At 65.2% G+C, this 20,489-nt stretch carries 16 protein-coding genes; 6 read left to right on the plus strand and 10 right to left on the minus strand.

Translation table 11 applies throughout. The features are described 5' to 3' along the window. The 4 genes from LFL96_RS34315 to LFL96_RS34330 are packed head-to-tail and all read right to left on the minus strand — an operon-like array spanning window position 1 to window position 4,968. Window positions 1-1,074 (minus strand): ABC transporter substrate-binding protein, encoded by a 1,074-nt coding sequence (locus LFL96_RS34315; protein WP_281002334.1) that lies wholly within the window; start codon window positions 1,072-1,074, stop codon window positions 1-3. Then, window positions 1,071-2,339 (minus strand): ATP-grasp domain-containing protein, encoded by a 1,269-nt coding sequence (locus LFL96_RS34320; protein ID WP_281002335.1) that lies wholly within the window; start codon window positions 2,337-2,339, stop codon window positions 1,071-1,073. Before LFL96_RS34320 ends, LFL96_RS34315 begins: the two co-directional genes overlap by 4 nt. Next, window positions 2,336-3,556, minus strand: coding sequence for an ATP-grasp domain-containing protein (locus tag LFL96_RS34325; protein ID WP_281002336.1), 1,221 nt, complete (start codon window positions 3,554-3,556; stop codon window positions 2,336-2,338). The genes LFL96_RS34320 and LFL96_RS34325 overlap by 4 nt, the downstream gene beginning before the upstream one ends. Next, on the minus strand, window positions 3,553-4,968 hold the full coding sequence (locus LFL96_RS34330) for an MFS transporter (RefSeq protein WP_281002337.1): 1,416 nt from the start codon (window positions 4,966-4,968) through the stop codon (window positions 3,553-3,555). Before LFL96_RS34330 ends, LFL96_RS34325 begins: the two co-directional genes overlap by 4 nt. Window positions 4,969-5,290: 322 nt before the next feature. On the opposite strand from LFL96_RS34330, the gene LFL96_RS34335 reads away from it, so the two are divergent. Both LFL96_RS34335 and LFL96_RS34340 read left to right on the plus strand, forming a co-directional pair. Continuing rightward, window positions 5,291-6,394, plus strand: a complete 1,104-nt coding sequence (locus LFL96_RS34335; protein ID WP_281002338.1) for a TauD/TfdA family dioxygenase — start codon at window positions 5,291-5,293, stop codon at window positions 6,392-6,394. 196 nt (window positions 6,395-6,590) lie between these two features. Further along, entirely contained in the window at window positions 6,591-7,940 is a 1,350-nt protein-coding gene (locus tag LFL96_RS34340) for an LLM class flavin-dependent oxidoreductase (protein ID WP_281002339.1), read from the plus strand. Between the two features lie 46 nt (window positions 7,941-7,986). On the opposite strand, the gene LFL96_RS34345 is transcribed toward LFL96_RS34340, so the two are convergent. Beyond that, entirely contained in the window at window positions 7,987-8,958 is a 972-nt protein-coding gene (locus LFL96_RS34345) for a TauD/TfdA family dioxygenase (protein WP_281002340.1), read from the minus strand. 308 nt (window positions 8,959-9,266) lie between these two features. Here LFL96_RS34345 and LFL96_RS34350 point away from each other — a divergent pair, with 308 nt between their 5' ends. Continuing rightward, window positions 9,267-10,715, plus strand: coding sequence for an NAD(P)/FAD-dependent oxidoreductase (locus LFL96_RS34350; protein ID WP_281002341.1), 1,449 nt, complete (start codon window positions 9,267-9,269; stop codon window positions 10,713-10,715). Window positions 10,716-10,730: 15 nt separating this feature from the next. Here the strand turns inward: LFL96_RS34350 and LFL96_RS34355 are convergent, their stop codons facing one another. Further along, window positions 10,731-11,624: a hypothetical protein gene (locus LFL96_RS34355; RefSeq protein ID WP_281002342.1), complete on the minus strand. Its 894-nt coding sequence runs from the start codon at window positions 11,622-11,624 to the stop codon at window positions 10,731-10,733. Window positions 11,625-12,012: 388 nt separating this feature from the next. Between LFL96_RS34355 and LFL96_RS34360 the strand changes: the two genes are divergently transcribed. Both LFL96_RS34360 and praA read left to right on the plus strand, forming a co-directional pair. Beyond that, window positions 12,013-12,261 carry a hypothetical protein gene (locus LFL96_RS34360; protein ID WP_281002343.1) on the plus strand — a complete coding sequence of 83 codons (249 nt, stop codon included), beginning with the start codon at window positions 12,013-12,015 and terminating at the stop codon, window positions 12,259-12,261. A gap of 325 nt (window positions 12,262-12,586) precedes the next feature. Further along, entirely contained in the window at window positions 12,587-13,069 is a 483-nt protein-coding gene (praA, locus tag LFL96_RS34365) for an alkane oxidation protein activator PraA (protein ID WP_281002344.1), read from the plus strand. 108 nt (window positions 13,070-13,177) lie between these two features. Here the strand turns inward: praA and LFL96_RS34370 are convergent, their stop codons facing one another. From LFL96_RS34370 to LFL96_RS34385, 4 genes are all read right to left on the minus strand, one after another. Continuing rightward, the gene (locus LFL96_RS34370) at window positions 13,178-15,373 is read right to left on the minus strand and encodes a glycosyl transferase family protein (RefSeq protein WP_281002345.1); all 2,196 of its coding nucleotides are present in this window, start codon (window positions 15,371-15,373) and stop codon (window positions 13,178-13,180) included. Next, complete coding sequence (locus tag LFL96_RS34375) at window positions 15,370-17,556, minus strand: cellulose biosynthesis cyclic di-GMP-binding regulatory protein BcsB (protein ID WP_281002346.1); 2,187 nt, start codon at window positions 17,554-17,556, stop codon at window positions 15,370-15,372. Before LFL96_RS34375 ends, LFL96_RS34370 begins: the two co-directional genes overlap by 4 nt. Window positions 17,557-18,225: 669 nt before the next feature. Further along, complete coding sequence (locus LFL96_RS34380; RefSeq protein ID WP_281002347.1) at window positions 18,226-19,221, minus strand: nitronate monooxygenase family protein; 996 nt, start codon at window positions 19,219-19,221, stop codon at window positions 18,226-18,228. Window positions 19,222-19,283: 62 nt separating this feature from the next. After that, complete coding sequence (locus tag LFL96_RS34385; protein WP_281002348.1) at window positions 19,284-19,727, minus strand: nuclear transport factor 2 family protein; 444 nt, start codon at window positions 19,725-19,727, stop codon at window positions 19,284-19,286. 198 nt (window positions 19,728-19,925) lie between these two features. Here LFL96_RS34385 and LFL96_RS34390 point away from each other — a divergent pair, with 198 nt between their 5' ends. Continuing rightward, window positions 19,926-20,477 (plus strand): PadR family transcriptional regulator, encoded by a 552-nt coding sequence (locus LFL96_RS34390; protein ID WP_281003936.1) that lies wholly within the window; start codon window positions 19,926-19,928, stop codon window positions 20,475-20,477. The last annotated feature ends 12 nt before the right edge of the window (window positions 20,478-20,489 follow it).

Genomic DNA, 20,489 nt, shown 5'->3' on the forward strand with positions numbered 1-20,489 from the left:
TCAGGCCTGTTTCGGGCGTGTCGCCAGTTTCGCGTTTTCATCGGCGACGATCGCGCCGAAGCCGGGCGCGATGTGATCGGCGATCTGATACGGCTGGCGGATCTGGCCGGTTTGATGGAAGTAGGCGATTTCCTTCTGCCAGCTCTCGATGTTCTGCGGCGAGCCGGCCGGTTCATAGCGTGCGTACGTGCGGCTGACCTGCAACTGCGCGGCCGCGAGCGGGATATGCGAAAGCTCCGCGATATCGGCCGCCCATTTCGCGGGGTCCTGCAACACGCGGTGTTTCGCGCGGATGATCCGGCGCGTCGCGTCTTCCAGCGCGAGTCTGCGCAGCGGATCCTCGACGGCCGAGGTCGGCGCGTACACCAGGCCCGGCACCTCGACCACGTCCTTCAACGCGACCAGAATGCGCGCGTCGTGCTGCGTCTGCGCGATGGCCGTGTTCGGGTCCCAGACGACGAACGCGTCCACCTGATTGTTGACGAGCGCGGACAGGCCATCGGTGGTGTTCAGCGACAGCACGTTGTTGCGGTCGAACGGAATGCCCGCCTGTTCGAGCGCGCGCGCCAGTTGATAGTGCTGCTTCGAATAGAACGGCAGCGCGATCTTGCGGCCGCGCAGATCCGCCACCGTGCGCACCGGCGAATCCTTCTTCACGAGAATCGCGCTGCCGCCCTGACGGGTTTCCTGCCACGCGGCCAGAATGCTGATGCGCGAGCCGTTGCCGAGCGCGAACAGCACGCCGGTCTCGCCCCCTTGCGCGATATCGACGCGGCTCGTGCGCAGCGCTTCGAGCAGCACGAGCGTCGAATCGAAGTCCGCCCATTTGATCTGGTAGGGCGCGCCGCGATCCTCGCCCGAGGCGATCAGTTCGCGATGCAGGCCCACCTTGCTGGTGGAGCCGATCGTCAGCGTGATGCCGGACAGGTCCGCGCCGGCGGCCACCGCGAGTTGCAGCGGCGTCATCGCGAGCGCGCCGGCGGCGAGGCCGCCGAGCAGGAATTCGCGGCGCGATAGTGCTCGCGTGCCGGTGACGGCGGCGGTGAATGAACGGTTGCGTGCGTGATTGTTCATGACTGGATCACCGCCTCCGCGTCCGAGAAGAAACGCGCTTCGATATCGCGGATACGATGGCAATCCGCGAGCAGGGCCTCGAACGTCGCGTTGTACAGGCCGACGGTGCCGAGGGCCGTTTTCAGGTCGGTGGTGACGCTGAGCGTATCGCCAGGCTTCACCCATCGCTTGTGACCGACGAACGACGGCAACGCCTCGATCGCCTCCCACGCGAAAGGTTTGTTCAATCGCCCCACGCGCGACGACAGCAGCAGCACATGACCGCAGAACCCGTTGAACACGGGGCGCTGGTTCAGCGCATCCGCGAAACGTTCGGGATTGAGCACGGTCGCGACCGTGGCGGACACGTGATTCTCGCCGTTCACCGCCGTGGTCAGACGCGGGTCGAGGCTGCCGTGCAGGCGCGCGTTCAGTTCGACGAGCGTCGGTCCGGCGGCGGTATCGATGATCTCCAGATGCGTGGGGCCGTGGCGCACGTCGAGCGCGTCGAGCACCTGCCGCGCGTAGCCGAGCAGCGCCGCGAAACGCGGCGCGGTGTGATCGACCACCAGCATCTTGTCCAGCCGCGGCGCGTGCGAGCGGTCGCGATGCACTTCCCACAGGCTCACCACCTTGTGGCGGCCGTCCACCGACACCGAATCGACGATGTACTCCTGGCCTTCGGAATAGGTCTGCACGATCACATCTTCGTTCGGCTGGCCGTAGATGGATTGCGTGGCCAGCACATCGCGCGCGGCCGCTTCCACCTGGCCGAGGCTGCGGCAGATTTTCACGCCGGTCACGCCGGCGCTGCGCGACGGTTTGACGACCACCGGCAGTTGCCCGAGCGCACGGACCCAGCCGACCACGTCGTCGGCCGACCGCGAGCTGTATTGCGACGGCGCGCGCAAGCCCGCGCGCGTGACCCGCTCGTTCATCAGCACCTTGTCGCGCCGTGCCGCGGATGACGCGAGCGGATTGCGATGCGCGACATCCAGCCGTTCGGCCAGCGTGTCCGCGAGTTCGAGCGCCGCGTCGAGCCCGTGCAGCACCGCGCCGATCCTCAGATCGCGCAGTTGCGCGAGGGTGTGTTCCAGGTCGCCGTCGTGATGAATCGTGCGCACGTAGTCCGTCGCGACGAACTGATTGCGGTAAAGCTCCGGCAGATCCGGGCTGCTGATCACGTGCACGCAGCGAATGCCATAGGCGCGGAAGGCCGGCGCCAGATAGGCGGCGGTGGATGCGCCGTCGACGATCAGGACCGTATCGATGAAAGCGTACGTCATGGGTGCCTCGCGGGAGTGTGGTGATGGGTGTAGATGAACGCGCGACGTTCGCGGCCGGGAATCACCTGCGCGCCGTAGGTCACGCTCAGGTTGTCGTCGTGCAGGCGGCCGCTGCCGCTGAACGCCCAGAGCGGCGGATCGTCGTCGAGCAGGAAATCGACGCGCGCGTAGCGATGCGGGCGGAACGTGCCGGGCAAGGTCACCGTGCGGCCTTCCAGCCTGTCGAGCAGCGCACCGACGATGTCGAAGCCGTACGCGTCCTTCACGATCGTGCAGATGAAGCTGCCCGCGATCCGCGCATTCAGCTCGACGATGTACGGCTCGCCGTCGTGCACGATGCAGTCGAGATGCACCGGGCCCCACGTGAGCCCCGATGCGGCAACCGCGCGGCGGCCCGCATCGATCAGCGCGGCGAGCGACGCGTCGTCGAGTTCTAGATCGGACGAATAGCCGCGTTCGATGAAGCGCGTGCCTTTCGCCTTGCGCTTGAGCATCGCGCCGACATACGCGCCGTCGAAAAACTCCACGCAGTACTCCGGGCCCGCGACGAACTGTTCGATCAGCACCGTTTCGTCGTCGCCGCGTTGGCCGGCGAAGGCGTTCAGATGCTCATTCAGATACGCCTGCAACGCGCTCGCGTCGGCGCACAGCGCGACGCCGAAGCTTGATAGCCCTTCGACCGGTTTGACGACGATCGGGAAGGGCAGGTCGCCGCCGCCTGTCTGCCGTTGCCGTTGCCATTGCTGCAGCTCGCTGAGCGCGGCGATTCGCGACGAAGGCGTGCGAATGCCGGCCTCGTCGAAGAGCCGCTTCTGATTCGACTTGGCGATGTAATGCGCGACCTTCGCGGCGTCCGGGCCCGGCAGGCCGAGCGCTTCGCTCAGACGGCTCGCGAGGCGCGCGTACTTCTCGTTGGTCGTGACGATCAACGGTCGTACTTGCGGGTAGTGCGCGTCGATCCACGCCAATACCGTGTCGAAATCCGGCGGCAACGCGACGATGCGCGCTTGCGGCGGAAACACGCCGGCCGGTATATCGTCGGGCGCGGTGACGATGGTCACGTCGAAGCCGCGGGCCAGCGCCGCATCGACGAACGCGAGACTGGTGCCGGTGCGCAGCGTGCCGACCAGCAGCAACGCGCGAGCGGTGCCGAGGTGAGCCGTGGTGTCGCTCGACGATGCGGGCGTCAACTGCGGAAGGGGAGTCGGTGCGTTCATTTCTGGCGTAAGGTGAGAAGGATGCACACCACCAGCAAGCCGGTGGCAAAGAGAAACGCGTGCGATGCGCCGGCGGCGATAGCCTGCGCATTGCCGCTGACGAGCGCGCCGAGCAACGCGACGCCGATTGCGGCGCCCACTTGCCGGCCCGTATTCAGAATCGCCGAAGCGATGCCGGACTGGCCCGCTTCGACATGGCCGAGCAGAAACGCGGTCAACGCGGGAATCGCGATGCCGCCGCCGATCGCCATCAACGCGAGCCCCGGCACCAGCGCGGGATACGCGCTACGCCCGAGCAGCAAACCCAGCGACAGATAGCCGATGGCCGACGCGCAGAGCCCCACGACGATCGTCGTCCGGAAGCCGAAGCGCACTGACAGCTTCGCACTGGCGATGTTGGCCAGCATGATGATGGTGAGCGGAAACAGCGCCATGCCCGCCTGCGTCGCCGTATAACCCTGGCTGCGCTGGAAATACAGGCTCAGCGAAAAGATCAGCCCGTAGAACGCGAGATTGGACAACGCGCCGACCACGACCGCGCCTGGAAAACCGGGAATGCGGAAGAACGCGAGCGGCAGCATCGGCGCGGGATGCCGGCGCTCCAGCGCGACGAACGCGACACCGAGCAGCGCGGCCGACACCAGTCCGCCCCACACCCACGGATCGCTCCACCCATACGCGCCGCTGCCGATGATCGACGCCGTCAACACGCCGAGCGTGACGATCGCCACGAGTTGACCGGCCGGATCGAGCCGGCGGCTCGCGCTGCGCGTCGATTCGCGCACGAAGCGATAGGTGAGCCACAGCGTCAATACGCACACCGGCAGATTGATCAGGAAGATCGCGCGCCAGCCGAAGTGATCGATCAGCAATCCGCCGAGCGTCGGACCCGCCGCGCTAATCAGACCGCCGGTCGCGCTCCACCAGCTGACCGCCTTCACGCGCGACGCGGCATGCCCCGCGCAGGCGTGCGTGATCAACGACAGCGAGGTGGGCAGAATCAGCGCGGCCGCCGCGCCTTGCACCACACGCGCGACGATCAGCGTGGCGAGGTTGGGCGCGAGCGCGCAGCCGAGCGAGGCGAGCAGAAAAAGCGCGAGGCCGTAGCCGAAGAGCCGCTTGCTGCCCAACCGGTCCGCCAGCGAACCCGAGCTCAGCAGCAACGACGCAAACGACAACGTATAAGCATCGACCACCCATTGAAGGCCATGTACCGTCGAATCGAACGAATGACCTAACGCGGGAATCGCGACATTAACGACGGTCACGTCTAATTGAACGATGGAAAAGCCGATACTCGCGGCCGCGACGGTCGGGAAAATACGCGGCGCTTTATATGCCGTATTTGCCGGATTATGCGTTTGCGCATCGGCGAAACCATTGCTGGCGGGTTTTTCCGCGACAGCCGTCATACCTGCTCCCGTTATCGATCTCGATGACGGAGACTAACGACGATCCTGCATCAGGACAAATGATAAGAAGTGATTTGATAAGCACATTTTCATTTTCAATTCAAAACGCATTGCTGTTCGATTCAGCATCTTTCACGTTGCAGCGAATATCGGCAAAAACGGCATGCGTATATTCAATTATTTTGTTTTGATTTGCTTTTTTATCGTTTTGAATTGTTTCTCCGGAGCCCTAGGCTATGCCCTGCATCGGGTTACTGTTCGCTGTGCGATGCGTGCAAACCAACGTCATTTTCTCCGTCGACAACCCTTCCGGGAAATTTTCATGACTTACTCCGCAGATGAACGAATCGTCCTGACTGCCGCCGAATCGAGTCAGATTCGCAGCGCGTTGACCAGCCTGCCGTACGACCCCGCCGGCGGCGCCGACTATATCGGCGCGTTACGGCGCATCGCGTACTCGACCTTGCCCGAGCGCTTACTGGCCGCGATCGAACGAACCAAATTGCCGGCGGCCAGTGCCAACGGCTCGCTGGAAATCGACAACCTGCCGATCGACGCGGATATCAGCGGCAGTCCGCAATTCACCGAAACGGGCCGTAGTTTCAAGGGCGGCGTGCTGAGCGAGAACGTACTGGTCGCATTGGGCGCGCTGGCGGGCGAACCGTATTCGATCGCTCACGAAGGCCGTGAGCTGGTGAACAATCTCACGCCGCACAAGGAGACCGCGCACGACTACACGGGGCTCGGTTCCGAGGTCGAACTGGATTTCCATATCGAGAACGCGGCGCAGGCGCACATGCCGGAAGGCGATACGTCGCCGTTCGCGCTGCTGCTGCTCGGCATCCGCAGCGAGCCGCAAGGCGGTCCGCACACGCGTCTCGCCGATGCGCGCCGCGCGCTGGGACTGCTGTCGGATGAAGACATCGAATATCTGTACGGCCGCCATTACATCATTCGCGTGCCGTACCGCTGGCGCGGCGCGACGCCGACGCCGCGCGACAACACGGATCTGAGCGCGGTGCTGTCCGGCCCGGTGGAGTCGCCGCGCGTGACGGTCGCGTTCTATCCGGACATGGTGCTGGCCGCGAATGCGCGCGCCAAGCTGGCGCTCGACAATCTGTACCAGGCGATCCGCGAGGTGTCATTCGGCGTGCAGATCACGCCGGGCAAGCTGGTGCTGATCAATAACAGCTTCACGCTGCATTCGCGCGATCGGTTCGCGCCGCAATACGATGCGAACGATCGCGCGTACCGCTGGGTGCAGCGTGTGTTCGTCGCGCGCAGTCTGTGGAATTTCCGCTCGTTCACGCGTCTGCATGACCGGGTGTTCGATCCGAAGAATCTGTCGCAGCCGGCGGCCGCCCATGCGGCGATCGCGACGCCGGCACCGGCACCGGTGCGGCGCGAGGCGGTGGCTGTCGCCTAGTCTGGATGGCGGCCATGGCGAGGGTGGCGCGGGTCACACGACGAACCCGGCGGGGTATCGGGTTCGGCGGCAGCCGGCGCGTCCGCCTTGCCCGCTCGTCACCGCTCATAACGTTATGAGCTTTGCTTGGTTGTCGTGACGCGACGACACGGTTAACGTCGGCCGATCGCGCATCCCGACCACTGAACCCGACACCATGAGCAAACGTAGCGGCCATCTGCGCCTCGGCGCGTTCCTTTATCCCGCCGGCCACCATATCGCGGCATGGCGTCATCCGCGCGCGCAGGCCGACGCGGGCATCAATTTCCAGCACTACGTGAAGCTCGCGCAGACCGCCGAGGCCGCGAAGTTCGACCTCGTGTTTCTCGCCGACGGTGTCGGCACGCGCGGCGACGATGTCGACTTCCTGAGCCGCACCGCGCACAGCTACGTCGCGCAGTTCGAGCCGATCACCTTGCTGTCCGCGCTGGCCGCGGTGACCGAACGCATCGGTCTGGTCGGCACGGCGTCGACGAGTTTCAACGAGCCGTATCACATCGCGCGTAAATTCGCGTCGCTCGATCACATCAGCGGCGGGCGCGCGGGCTGGAATCTGGTGACGTCGTCCAGCGAGCACGAGGCGAAGAACTTCAATCGCGAGCGGCATTTCGAGCATGCGGAACGCTACGAACGCGCGGCGGAATTCGCCGAAGTCACGGCCGGACTGTGGGATAGCTGGGAAGACGACGCGTTCGTGCGCGACAAGACCGCGGGCCGTTTCTTCGATCCGGCGAAGCGGCATGTGCTGGATCACAAGGGACGGTTTTTTCAGGTCAAGGGGCCGTTGAACGTCGCGCGTTCGCCGCAGGGACATCCGGTCGTCGTGCAGGCCGGTTCGTCGGAGGCGGGCCGCGAGCTGGCGGCCCGCACCGCCGAGGTGATTTTCACCGCGCAGCAGCGGCTCGGCGACGCGGTGGATTTCTACGCGGACGTGAAAGGCCGCATGCGCGCTTACGGCCGCGAACCGGACGATCTGAAGATCATGCCCGGCGTGCTGCCGATCGTCGGCCGCACGGAGAGCGAGGCGCGCGAGAAGTTCGAGCAGTTGCAGTCGCTGATCGATCCGAAGGTCGGCCTCGCGATGGTCGCGGGATTGACCGGTGGTTTCGATCTCTCGGGCTATCCGCTCGACGGTCCGATTCCCGAACTGCCCGAAACGAACGCGAGCAAGAGCCGCCAGGCGTTGACGATCGACCTCGCGCGACGCGAGAACCTGACGATCCGCCAACTCTATCTGCGCGTGGCGGGCGCGCGCGGACACTGGCAACTGGTGGGCACGGCCGCGCAGATCGTCGACCAGCTGGAAGAGCGTTTCGTGCATTACGGCGCGGACGGCTTCAACGTGATGCCGCCGGTGCTGCCGGATGGCCTGCGGGATTTCGTCGAACTGGTGTTGCCCGAACTGCGCCGCCGAGGATTGTTCCGCGACGAATACGAAGGGCGCACGCTGAGAGAGAACCTGGGGTTGCGGCGACCGGTGCATCGGCGCCCGGCGCATCGGTCATGAACCGGATGTGATCTCGTGACCGGATCTGAACCGGTCACGAGCTTGATCAATTCAACGCCACCGCCGCGGCCGCGCTCACCGGCGTGCCTTCCAGCGCGACCGACTGACGTCCGTCCGGCCCGGCCGGCACATCGCCGACCAGCGTCGTGCGATAGAGCTGGCGGTCGAAGTCGAGGTCGAAGATATCGGTCGGCGCGAGGTGCGCGGTGGCGCGGTTGTCCCAGAACGCGATGCTGCCCGCTTCCCACTTGAAGCGCACCGTGAATTCCGGCCGCGTCACGTGTTCCCACAGCAATTCGAGCAAGGCCTGGCCCTCGCGCGGCGTCACGTCCACGATCGACTTCAGAAAACTTGGGCTCACGTACAGCGCGCGCTCGCCGGTTTCCGGATGCACGCGCACCAGCGGATGCTCCGTCACCAGCGTGCGTTCCTCGACGGCCTTGACGAACGCCTCGGTGCCGCTCGCGCCGGCCGGCGGCGTGAAGCGATGAATGCCGCGCAGACCGTCGACGAACGCACGCAACGGCGCCGACAGCTTGTTGTACGCGGTCACGAGATCGGTCCACTGCGTGTCGCCGCCGTACGGCGGAATCGTCACGCCGCGCAGAATCGAGGCCCATGGCGGATTGATGGCGGCGGTCACGTCGGTATGCCAGCCGGTCCACGGACGCCGCAGCGGCTCGCCTTCGAAACGCGTGGCCTTGCGGTACTTCGAGATCGAATACACCTGCGGATGGCCGTCCACGTGGCCGAACACCGGATGCCCGACCGTCAGCTCGCCGAACTGCGCGGCGAACGCGATGTGCTGTTCGTGCGTCAGGAACTGCTCGCGGAAAAACACCACGCGCCATTTGAGCAACGCGGCGCGGATCTGGGCGACCTGGCCGGGGGCGAGCTGGCGCGTCAGATCGACGCCGTGAATCTCGGCGCCGATGTGCGCGGACAGCGGCTTGACGTCGATCGGCTGCGCACTTGATTGCGCGCTTGATTGCGTTTCCTGCACTGCGGCTGCGCTCATGCGGGGCTCCTGCTGAAAGTGGGGGAAGTGTTCGTGTCGGGCTGAGTGGCCGTCGCATCTCACGTTAAATTTGCCGCGTCGCGAAGCCAACCAATCATTGCAAATAAGAAAAGCAGCGGACGTGCGAAACATGCGCGCGCTGCCGGTACGTACGAGCACGCGCATATCTAAAGCGGAAATTGTTGGTTTGGACCCGGCTCGTAGGCCGGGATACTGATGCCGCGACTGTCTGTGCATTGCTCGATCGTTGAACGCTTCGACGCATCCACGCTTCAACCCTTCAACCTCCTGACCGCGAGTCGACCACCATGACGCAACCCCCGCATCCCGACCAACTCGCGCTCGACACCTTGCGCCTGATCGGCCCGGCGCCCGAGAACTGGGTGCCGCCGCGCGACGGTATCGACCATAACGTGGTGATCGTCGGGGGCGGGCAGAGCGGCACGGCGTTCGCGTTCGCGCTGCGGCGCGCGGGCATCGGTCAGGTCAGCGTGATCGACGCGGCGCCGGACGAAACGCTCGCCGGCGTGTGGCTCACCCGCGCGCGGATGAACAAATTGCGTACGCCGAAAACGCTCGTCGGTCCCGAAGCGGGACTACCGGGGCTGAGTTTTCAGGCGTGGTACGAAGCGCGTTTCGGCGCCGCGTCGTATGCGGAGATCGACCGCATTCCACGCACGCGTTGGGCCGACTACCTCGCCTGGTATCGGCATTTCCTGGAGATTCCGATTCGCTATGGCACGCGGCTCACCGCGATCGAACCGGTTGGCGAGCATTTCCGTTTGCATCTCGACGTACGTGACGGCGAAACGATTCGCCGTGTCGTCGAGACGACACGCAAGATCGTGCTCGGCAATGGCGTGGCCGGCAACGGCGCGCCTTACGTGCCGGACGCGCTGAAGCACCTGCCGTCCACGCACTTCGCCCACACCTCCGAGCCGATCGATTTCGCCGCGCTGCGCGGGCGTACCGTGGCCGTGGTCGGCGGCGCGGCGTCCGCGTTCGATGCAGCCGCCACGGCGCTGGAAGCCGGCGCCGCGCACGTGCATCTGTTCGCGCGCCGCGAGCGCCTCGCGAGTGTGCCAGTCAGCCGCACGCGCGCGTATCCCGGCGCTTACGACAATTACTTCCACCTGCCCGACGCGCTGCGCTGGTCGCAGGCGCGGCGCTTCCGGCGCGCGGGTTCGACGCCGCCGGCCGATGCGATCGAACGCGCCACGCGCTTCGACGGCTTTCATCTGCATCTCGGCGCATCGTGGACGAATGCGAGCATTGACCACGGCCGCGTCGAAACGAACGTTGCGGGCGAAACCTTCGCGTTCGACTTCGTGATCGCGGGTACCGGCTACGCGATCGATCCAGCGCTGCGACCCGAACTCGCCGGAATCGCCGCGCACATCCGGCTATGGCGCGATCAGTACACGCCCGCCGCGAGCGAACAGGACGACGCGCTGGGCACGCATCCGTATCTCGGCGCGGCGCTCGAATATCTGGAGAAAACGCCGGGTTCCGCGCCGTATCTGAAGCATATCCACGTGTACAACCCCGGCGCGTTCGTCAGCTTCGGCCTGCCGGTCGGCGACGTGCCGAGCATGAAACGCGACATTCCCGCCGTTGTGCAGCGCATTAGCCGCGACCTGTTCCTCGCCGATCTCGACGCGCACGAAGCGCGCATTCACGCCGACATCGCCGCCGATTTCGACGAGACGCTCTACGCGCGCAGCGTCTGGCAGCGCGATCGGGTGGATGCGGCTTGAGGACGCGTCAAAACCTCAAGGCGGCCATTGCAGCTGCGCGCGAATCTGCGCGGCGCGATCTTGCGCCGCGCGGCGAGTCGTATCAGGACCGCTCAGATATTGATCGACTTCCAGCGTACCGGTCTTGAAGCGGCTCAACTGCAGCAGCGCCAGCACGTTGCGCGTCAACTGATCGTCGATGCACGCGTTGGGCACCGCGCAGAACTGACTGAGCAGCGCGAGCGCGCCCGAGCGGCCGAGCGCGGCGAGCGTGAACACGCGATCGCCCAGCATCGCGCCGCTGCGCAGCGGAATCTCCATCCACTGATCGGGATGACGCGTCGCGAGCGCTAGCACCGCGCCGGGTTGGCCTGCATCGGCAGCCTGTCTGAGCAGTTCGTCCGCGTAATTCGGGCCGTGCCGGTCCGGCTCGCGGCAACGCAACGCCATCTCCTGCGCAGGCAGCGCATTGCGCTCGCACGCGTCGGCCCAGGCGGCCGCCTCGAATAGACCTTCCGCGTCGCTACGTCCCGCCAATGCGCCGAAATCGGGGAAGGCGAGTGCGCGTTGCAGCGCGTCGTCGAGCGAGTCGCTGAAGTTGCGCGCATCGGTCTGCGCGGCCAATCCGGTGCGCCCAGCGGATTCAAGCCGGGCCAGCACGTCGATGCCCACCCGCGTGGACGATGCCGGTTCGGGCAACGCGGTCGCCTTCAAACCGACGCGGCTGGCGGGCGGACTCGCCTGCGCGTCGAGATCGGACTGCTGCCGCGACTGCCATTGCGCGACGTCCTGAACCGGCGCGTGCTCCCGCGACGGCCATTGCCCCATCAACGCGACGGTCAACGCGACGGTGGCGGCCGCGCAACCCGACCATCCAATAACACGCCATAACCGCATGGCGACAGGGTTTTTCGCGTTCCGGAATGACATGGTGCCCGCATCCCCCATTAATTGCCGCATTGCCGGTTGAGAAACCGGCGCGTGGCGCTTTCTAAATTAGTTGGCCCGGCGACGAGAATACGCCAATTGCATCGCCAGTGATCGACTGAATGCCGTTGCGTTCGAATATACGATTCATTCGCTTGTTTAAAAAAATCGTCAAAGCAACGGAAATCAAAGGACTTGCGCGCGCCGGCGGTTTGGATCAAATGCTCTATATACAGGCGGCGCGCGCCGGACTACTGTGTGCCCACATAATTATTTGAATCAACCGGCCAATGACTGCGATGCACCGCAGCATTCTCAACACGACGAGGCGTGCGTTTGCACGGGCGACGCGCAATACATCGAGACGATTGCGCGATTCAGCCGCTTTTAAATGCAACGCGCATTTTCCGACTGGACAGATTGTCAGCCGTTCGGGCTGATCATTGCCACGCGGGGCATTTTAACGGTCTTGCGCATTACACGCGTATCAAACTGGCATAAAGCCGATGCGCTATGCCGGATGATTAACGGGCGCCGGTTATTTTTAAAAAAATATTCGTGGAGACGAGGGATGCGACTTTATAAGAGTTTGCGCGGCGTGCTAACCGCCGCCTTTATTCCGACCATGGGCCGTCGATGAACGGTCCGAATCTGTCACCCACCACGCCGGCTTGAAAAAACGCGACCCGGCGGCGCCATTCGTCCGGCCCGCGCGGCCGGAACCGTGCGCAATGGAAATGAAATCGCTTGAGGTTCGGCTTTCCTGACACACCACACCAGGTCATCAGGGGGCCGAACGACGCCGACGTCAGCCTGCATGAACGATGCGGGCCTGCCGAGCGGATCGCAGTTGTCAGGTGCTTAGCTAGATGCTTCAACAGGGCGGGCGGCGAGGTCCGTGGACACCGCTGCCTGCTGCCCAACTCCGGCAATGTCTTTACCCTTTTTTAACTGGAAGGTAAATCATGAAGCTCATCAAAACGCTCGCTTGCAGCAGTGCACTCGCCATCGCTTTCGCCGCTGTCGCTCCGATCGCCGCCGCCGCGACGATCGGGCCGGCCGGTGCTTCGTTCAGCGCACCCGGCACGATCAACGTGTCGACGCCGATCGCGCAGAACGTCAGTTGCGGCATCACGCTCAGCGGTGTGGTCAGCAGCGATGGTACCTACGCGCAGATCAACTCCGTGGCGCTGACGGGCGGCGGGCTGTGCGGCGTGCCGCAGATCATCGGTCTGCCGTGGAAGCTCGTGGCGACCAGCACGACCGCCGGCAATGTGGCGAACGTCGGCTTCAGCGTGCTGGGCGCGAACTGCGGCCCGTCGACCATCAACGGTGCGTGGAGCAATGCAACCGACACGCTGAGCGCAAGCAATCAGCCGTTGACCGGCAATTGCAAGATCAACAGCCTGTCGGTCAGCCCGAACCCGGCGTTCACGGTCTCGCCGTAAGCGGTGTGTGAGGCTTCGCCGGGCCGGCCGGCGAAGCTTCAGGCAGGGGATGCGAAGCAGCAGGCAGCGCGAAAGTCAGGGCAAAGGCGAGGGTAGCCGATGGCGCAATCACTCACGCACGGTCGGTTCGTGCTGGATGCGCTGCTGTTCCTCGATCGCACGACGCAGCGCATCGCGTGAAATCACGTGACGCGCCACCATGTAATCGCCGATCCGGCCATCGCGGTCGGGGCGATAGGTTTTCAGCGCGGCTTCGAACGCGGCGCGCGTGACCAGTCCCATTTCGATCAGCAGATCGCCGAGCAGAGGCACGCCGCGTACGGGCGACTCGCCGCTCGTTTCATCCTCGCTGCCGTTATCCGTTGCGCTCCACGTTCCGCCGGCCACCAGTTGTTGCCCGACGTCGCGCAGAATCCGCAGCCCTTGCGACACCTCGCTCTCGCGCACGATGTGCACCGTCACCGTGTGACCCGACAGGTCGTGCAACTCGGCGAGCGCTTCATCGCCAGGCAGACTCGCGGCCGCGAGAATCAGATGACCGTCTTCGTCGATGCCTTGCGGCAGCACGCGCAGGCGCACCAGCACGTCGATCGGCAGGATGTCGCGCGAGGATTCCAGCAGCGCGGCGTCGAAACGTCCGCGCGGCAGATCGGACTGGAAGGCGATCGCCTCGGCGAGCGTTTCCTCGTCGAGCCAGCCGCGCGCCATCAGCACGCGGCCGAGCGGCGCCTCGCGCGCGTGCCGGTCGTTCAGCGCGAGTTCGAGCTTGCGTTCGTCGATCGCCTGCCACGAGAGCAGCAACTCGCCGAGGTTCTGACGCGTGTTGCGCAGACCGTCGGCGCTCGGAAAATCGTGCATGGTCTTGTCCCACGCAAGCCGCTTGCCGGTGATCACGTGCACGAGAAACAGCCGCCACGCGCGAAACACCGCGAGAAAATTGACGAAATTGCCGATCACCATGCGCGGCACCGACAGCACGCCATGCTCCCAGCCGTACAGACGCGTGGTGAAGATCACGCGCTGCACGACCCGCAGCCCGAGCGACACGAAGTTTGCCGCCAGCAGGAACTGCGTCCATGTCGAGTCGATGAAGGGCGACGGAAACAGGTTCGGCGCGAGTCCGATGAACGACGCCATCGCGAACAGCAGGAACTGCAGGACGAGCAGATACGCGAGCATGCCGACGAATGCGGTCACCACGCCCTTCCGGTCGCGCAGCAACAGATAGCGATTCGCGATCGAGCCGCTCCAGCCGGTCTGTTTCCAGCCTTGCAAACCGATACCCAGGGTCCAGCGCGCGCGCTGCCGGTACGCGGTGCGCAGCGTGTCGGGAAAGAATTCGCGCACGCACAGCGGCATGGTGACGGTGATGTCGCGCTCGGGACCGAGCCCGAACCACGAGCGTCGGCGCGTCGCGTACTGCACCGGAAAGCGCGGAAAGATCGAGTGCATGCCGAGCCGGCTGATGCGCGAGCCGACGTCGTAATCCTCGGTGAGACTTTCGGTATTGAACGGCTGGCTTTGCGTTTCCTCGATCAGCGCGAGCATCGCGCGTCGCGAGAAGCAGGTGCCGACACCCGCCGAGGGCACCGAGCCGGCAAGACTTTCGCGCACCACGAGATCCTTCGCGTGCCACTCGGCGAATTCGTCCATATAGGTGCCGGCCACCAGTTCGTACCAGTCGCGCTCCAGCGACGCGACCGGCAACTGGATCATGTCCTTGCGCGGCAGCAGATAGTTGAAGAACTTCAGTTCGAGCGGATGCAGCACGTCCTCGCTGTCGTGCATGACCACGCCGGCGAACTCGGTGCCGGCCTCGAACTCGTAGTGCAGGATCGCCTGCACGATCCAGTTCAGACAGTCCGCCTTGCAGGTCGGGCCGTCGTGCGGCACCTCGACGCGATGCAGATGCTTGTAGCGATGCCGCATCCGCTCGACCTCGGCGATGGTGGCCGGATCGTTCTGATAGGTGCCGACGAACACCGTGTACGCGCGGTAGTCGAGCACGCGCACCATGTCCTCGATCATCGCGGCGATCACGTCGTGTTCCTGCCACGCGGGAATCATGATCGCGATCGGCTGTTCCTCGCGCTGATGCAGTTGCGCGGCGGTCAGCGGCTTGTACTGCCGCTCGACCGTGAAGTGCCGGACCGCCTGGCGGATCCAGTACCAGAGATCGATGAACAGATCGTCGAGACTGGATAGCAGAATGATCGCCGCGACCACCGTCGCGACCTGTTCGAGCGTCTGGTAGTACTGCGCGAGCAGAACCGCGCCGTACCATTTCAGCGTCGCGAGAATCACGGCTTGGCCTTGTGTTTGCGGCGCGAGTGGCGTGCGAACAGGATCAGCACGATCAGCAGCACCAGCAGCAGCGCCGGAATGCCCCAGCGGACCCAGTGACGCGTGACCCACTCGGTGCTCGACTCGCCGCTCGCGCTGAGATCGTCAGGGTGCACGGTGTCGAACTGCTTCAGCACGCCGGTCGAATCGACCACCGCGATGTCGCCGCGCGACAGTTGCAGCTTGTCGGTCAGCACCGGCGCGTCGCCGGTCGAGCGGTAGACGATGCCGCTTTGCTCGCCCGATCGCGCGACGCTCACCACCGCGAGCTTGCTGAGGCCGGACACGTCGATCAGTTTGTCGCCGGCGGGCGAGGTCAGCATCAGGTGATCGCTGGAGAATTCCGCGTGATTCTTTTCGTCGGCGAGCTTCACGTCCGCCGCGAGGAACGGACCGTCGGGGCTCGCGTCCGCGCCTTGCGCGGCGACCGAGAATTTCGCCGGCAGCGGCGCGATGCCGGCCGCGCCCGTCAGCGTCGCGAGACGCGGCACGCTGTGCACGGCGTCGTCGAGATAGGCGGGCGGCACGATCACCGTCGCCGACGACGCGTAGCGCGCGGCCATGCCGACGAAGTCGTCGTCGGGCGTGGCATGCGCGAGCTTCAGGTAGCTGCTCGGCAGCACCGACACCGGATACGACTGACGCGCCTGGCAACCGGCGTCCGGCTGACGGCGGAAGGTGACGCGCAGATTGTTGGTGCGGGCGAGCGCGTAGCGCGGAATCGCCAGTTCGAGGCGTTGACGGCGGCCGTCCACGTCGAGCAGCTTCGCGCCGATCATCACGTCGTTGAAGTAGACGGTCGCGGTCGCGCGGCCGTCCGACAGCGTCGGCGACGCGGCGAGGTCGAGCACCACCGCTTTCGGCAGACGTCCGCCGCCGGAGGCCGCGGCCATGTCGAAGCTGGTTTCCCACGACGCCGTATCGTGCACGTCGATACTGCGCGGCAGGCCGCCGAGATCGACCAGCGGAATCGCGTCGCCGTGCAGGCGCGCGCCGAAATCGATCTGATGGACGACGACCCGGTTCGACACGTCGATCGGCCGCCAGCCGCGTGCGAGCACGCCCGCGCCCGCGTTGTCGCCGATCACGATCACCGCGCGGCCGCCCAGATGCGCGACGCGCGCCTCGCCTCGGGCGAGCGGCGTGGCGACCGGATCGATGGCGCGCGCGCGCCAGGCGTCGAATTCGGCGAGCGCTTGCGGCGCGGCCGTGGCGATCTGCGCGCGCAACGCGTCGATGCCGGCGCTCAGCGCGCTTTGCAGCGCTTTGTCCGCGACGATCACGTCCGGACCGAACGCGGCGCGCGGGCCGAGCGCGAGCACCGCGCCCAGTTCGGCCGGGTTGGCGATCGCATGCTGACCGCCGCCGGCCAGCGCGTCGAAAGCGGGCAGGCCTTGCAGACCCGCGGGGATCGTCACGCCGCTCAGGTCCACCGTCGAGCCCACGCGCGGCAGCGTCTGCATGACCGGACGCTTGCCGTCGCGTTGCAGCAGCGCGTTGGTGCGCCATGCGGTGTCGAACGAGGCCGCGTCGAGATGCGTGCCGCTGATCGCGAGCAGCGGCGCGTACGGCAGCGCGCTCCAGGCGGTGCGCAGATCGTGCACGTCGGCGGGATTGAAGCGATACGACAGACGCGTGCTCGGATCGACGCGCAGCAGGTTGCCGATCGCGGTCTGGTCGGTGCAGACGTTGTCGTTGATCACCGACGCGAAGCCGAGACCGAGGCGCACATAGCCGGCGGCACGCGGCGCGCCGTCCACGCCGATGCTCATCGCCGCGCCGCCGTTGGCCTCGGTGAACGAGCGCGCCAGTACCGGCGAGCCGTCGAGCGACAGCAGCATGGTGGTGCGGCCACCGTCGCCGCGGACATACGCGCCGTCGAATTGCAGCGTGGCGTCGGAGATCGGCACGTCGGCCGGCACCGGCAGGAAGAACTCGCGCCGCGTATCGGGCGCGGTCAGCGTGACGCTGGTCAGCAGACCGAGTTCCTTCAGCGAGACGGTGCGTGTTTCGCTGATGCCCTCGCCGAGTTGCGTGAAGGCGCCGGCCACGTCGGCGGCGGCAGCGTGACAGAGGTTCGCGCACAGCGCGAGGACAAGCGCGAACGCGGTATGCGGCGCGCGCGGCCGACGGATGCGATTCATGAGCGGTGTGGTGTCGAAGAGGAAGGAAGACCGGACGGCGGCGCGGCGCCTTGCACGACGGCTCGCATGACGATGACGCAGGTACGGGCGAGCAGGCGAGGCGACCGCATGCCGTGCGGTGCGCGAACGATGCGTGGCGCTAGAGGTTGCCGCCGCGATGCTGGAAAAACCGCGTGCCTGCCTGATACCTCGTATTCGATGTCGCCACGTTTGTTGTAATCATCGCGCGCTTGTTCTGATTTATAACGCAATGGATTTTAAACAGACGAAGGACAGGCTCCGGTCATTAAAAATGTAAAAAATATTAACCGGGAAAAATTGCCGTGAAACAGCTGATTTTCAGGTTGATAAGTAGATTTAACTCATCCCGTGAGACGCTTTGCTGGCGAGCCTTCCGGCGTTTCTTACGCGGCGTGGAATCAGCTCAGGAAAAATCTCCCGAGTGATATAGATGCAGCGCGCCGGCATTTTTATTAATTGCGATTTCGGATACATAGTGAATCGCTTTTTAATTAAATCAGACGATTAAACGAGCCGCTTCGGCGCAAGCGGCGCGTAATCAAAACCGCGTGTCGATGCAAAGGCGTCTGGCCGTGACGAGTAGTGGGAATGCGCGGTCGCGGGGGGGTGCCGGCATGCGACCGCGTGATGTTGCCGTGGCTTCGCGCGTCAGGCGGCGGCGCGCTGGCGTCGCGTGTCCGGCGTATTCAATACGCGCTGACGTGCGGCTCGATACTCGTCGGCGAAACGCGCGATCAACTCCGCCGTGGGCACGACCCGTTTGATCGCGCCGACGCCCTGGCCCGCTCCCCAGATGTCGCGCCACGCCTTGGCCTTGCTGCTGCCGCCCGAGCCGAAATTCATCGTGGACGGATCGGACTGCGGCAGCGCATCCGGGTCCAGCCCGGCATTGGCGATGCTCTGCCTCAGGTAGTTGCCGTGCACGCCGGTGAACAGGTTCGAATACACGATGTCCGAGGCGCTGCTGTCCACGATCATCTGCTTGTAGCGTTCGTCGGCATTGGCTTCGGTCGTCGCGATGAAGGCCGAGCCCACGTAGGCGAGGTCGGCGCCCGCGGCCTGCGCGGCGAGGATCGCGTCGCCGCTGGCGATCGCGCCGGACAGCGCCAGCGGGCCGTCGAACCATTCGCGAATCTCGTGCAGCAGCGCGAACGGCGAGAGCCGGCCGGCGTGCCCGCCGGCGCCGGTGGCCACCGCGATCAGACCGTCCGCGCCCTTGCCGATCGCTTTCTTCGCGAAGGTGTTGTCGATCACGTCGTGCAGCACGATTCCGCCATACGCGTGCGCCGAGCGATTCACGTCCTCGCGCGCGCCCAGCGAGGTGATGGTGATCGGCACCCGGTATTTCGCGCAGAGTTCGAGGTCGCGTTCCAGCCGGTCGTTCGACTTGTGCACGATCTGATTGACCGCGAACGGCGCGGCGGGCCGCTCGGGGTGGCGGGCATCGTGATCCGCGAGTTCGGTCGTGATGCGGTCCAGCCACTCGTCGAGCAACGATTCCGTGCGCGCGTTGAGGGCCGGAAACGAGCCGACGACGCCCGCCTTGCATTGCGCGATGACGAGCTCGGGATTGGAAATGATGAAGAGCGGCGAGGCGATCATCGGCAGCGCCAGACGGCCTTCGAGCATGAGGGGGAGGGACATGGGGTCTCCGGTGATGTTCAGTGGGCACCGGCGTGTGCCGGTGCTGGCGTGATTGCGGCGTGTCAGGCGGGATCGGGTTTGCCCGTCAGGACCGCCTGCGCGGACGCGAGCCGTGCGCCCATCTGGCCGCCGAGCGCCTGCAGCCCGCTCATCGGACGGACCATGACCTCGAATTCCTCGATCGCGCCGTGCTCGTCGAAGCGCAGCATATCGATGCCCTTGAGCGACTTGCCGTCCACCTCCGCGCTGAACTCCAGCACCACGCTGCGCCCGTCCGTATCGACGAACTCGCGGTGATACCGGAAGTTGCCGAAGACGGTATTGACGGTGGACAGGATCAGCTTGAGCGCGGCCTTGCCCGCGTAAGGCGTATGCGCGACCGGCGAGCGGAATACGACGTTCTCCGCCAGCAGCGGTTCGAGCCCTTCCATCGAGCCGCGTTGAATCAGTTGATGCCATGCCGACAGCGTGCGCTGCGCGGCGTCGGATAATCGTTGCGCTTCCATGCGGGTGTTCTCCATGACGATGAGGTGATGGACCGTTGCGGATGGTGATGCCGCCGGCCGGTTCGCGTCGAGCCGGCGTGGCGCAGTCGGTCAACATGCAACTGGTTGCATAAATTGGAGAATAACCAGGCCCCCGACGATATGCAACTGGATGCATATCAATTTACGAGTGGGCCATCTGCCGCTACACTCTTCGCCATGTCTATCCAACACGCTCTTCTCATCTCATTGCTGGAGAAACCGTCCACCGGCTACGACCTCGCGCGTCGTTTCGACAAGTCGATCGGTTATTTCTGGCATGCCAGCCATCAGCAGATCTATCGGGAACTGGGCCGCATGACCGAGGCAGGTTGGCTCAGCGCAACCGAAGACAGCGACGGCGGCAAGCGGCTGCGCTGGCTATATCGCGTGCTGGCGCCGGGCAAGGCCGAGCTGGCGCGCTGGGTATCCGAACCGGTCGAGGAAGGCGATGCGAGCCGTGCGCTGCTGATCAAGCTGAGAGCCGAGGCGGTGATTGGCCCGCATGGCGTGGACGAAGAACTGCGCCGGCTGATCGTCGAACATCAGGGCCGGCTGGACCACTATCTGGAGATCGAGCAGCGCGATTTCGCGGCTCGCCGCATGTCCCACGCGCAGAAGCTGCAGCATGCGGTGCTGCGCGCCGGCATCCTGACCGAGCAGGGGTGGCTGCAGTGGGCGAACGAGGTTTTGCCCGTCGTGGAAGCGGCGAAACGCAGCGCAAGGAAATGATGCCGGTGGGCG

Source organism: Paraburkholderia sp. D15, assembly GCF_029910215.1.
Lineage (GTDB): Bacteria > Pseudomonadota > Gammaproteobacteria > Burkholderiales > Burkholderiaceae > Paraburkholderia.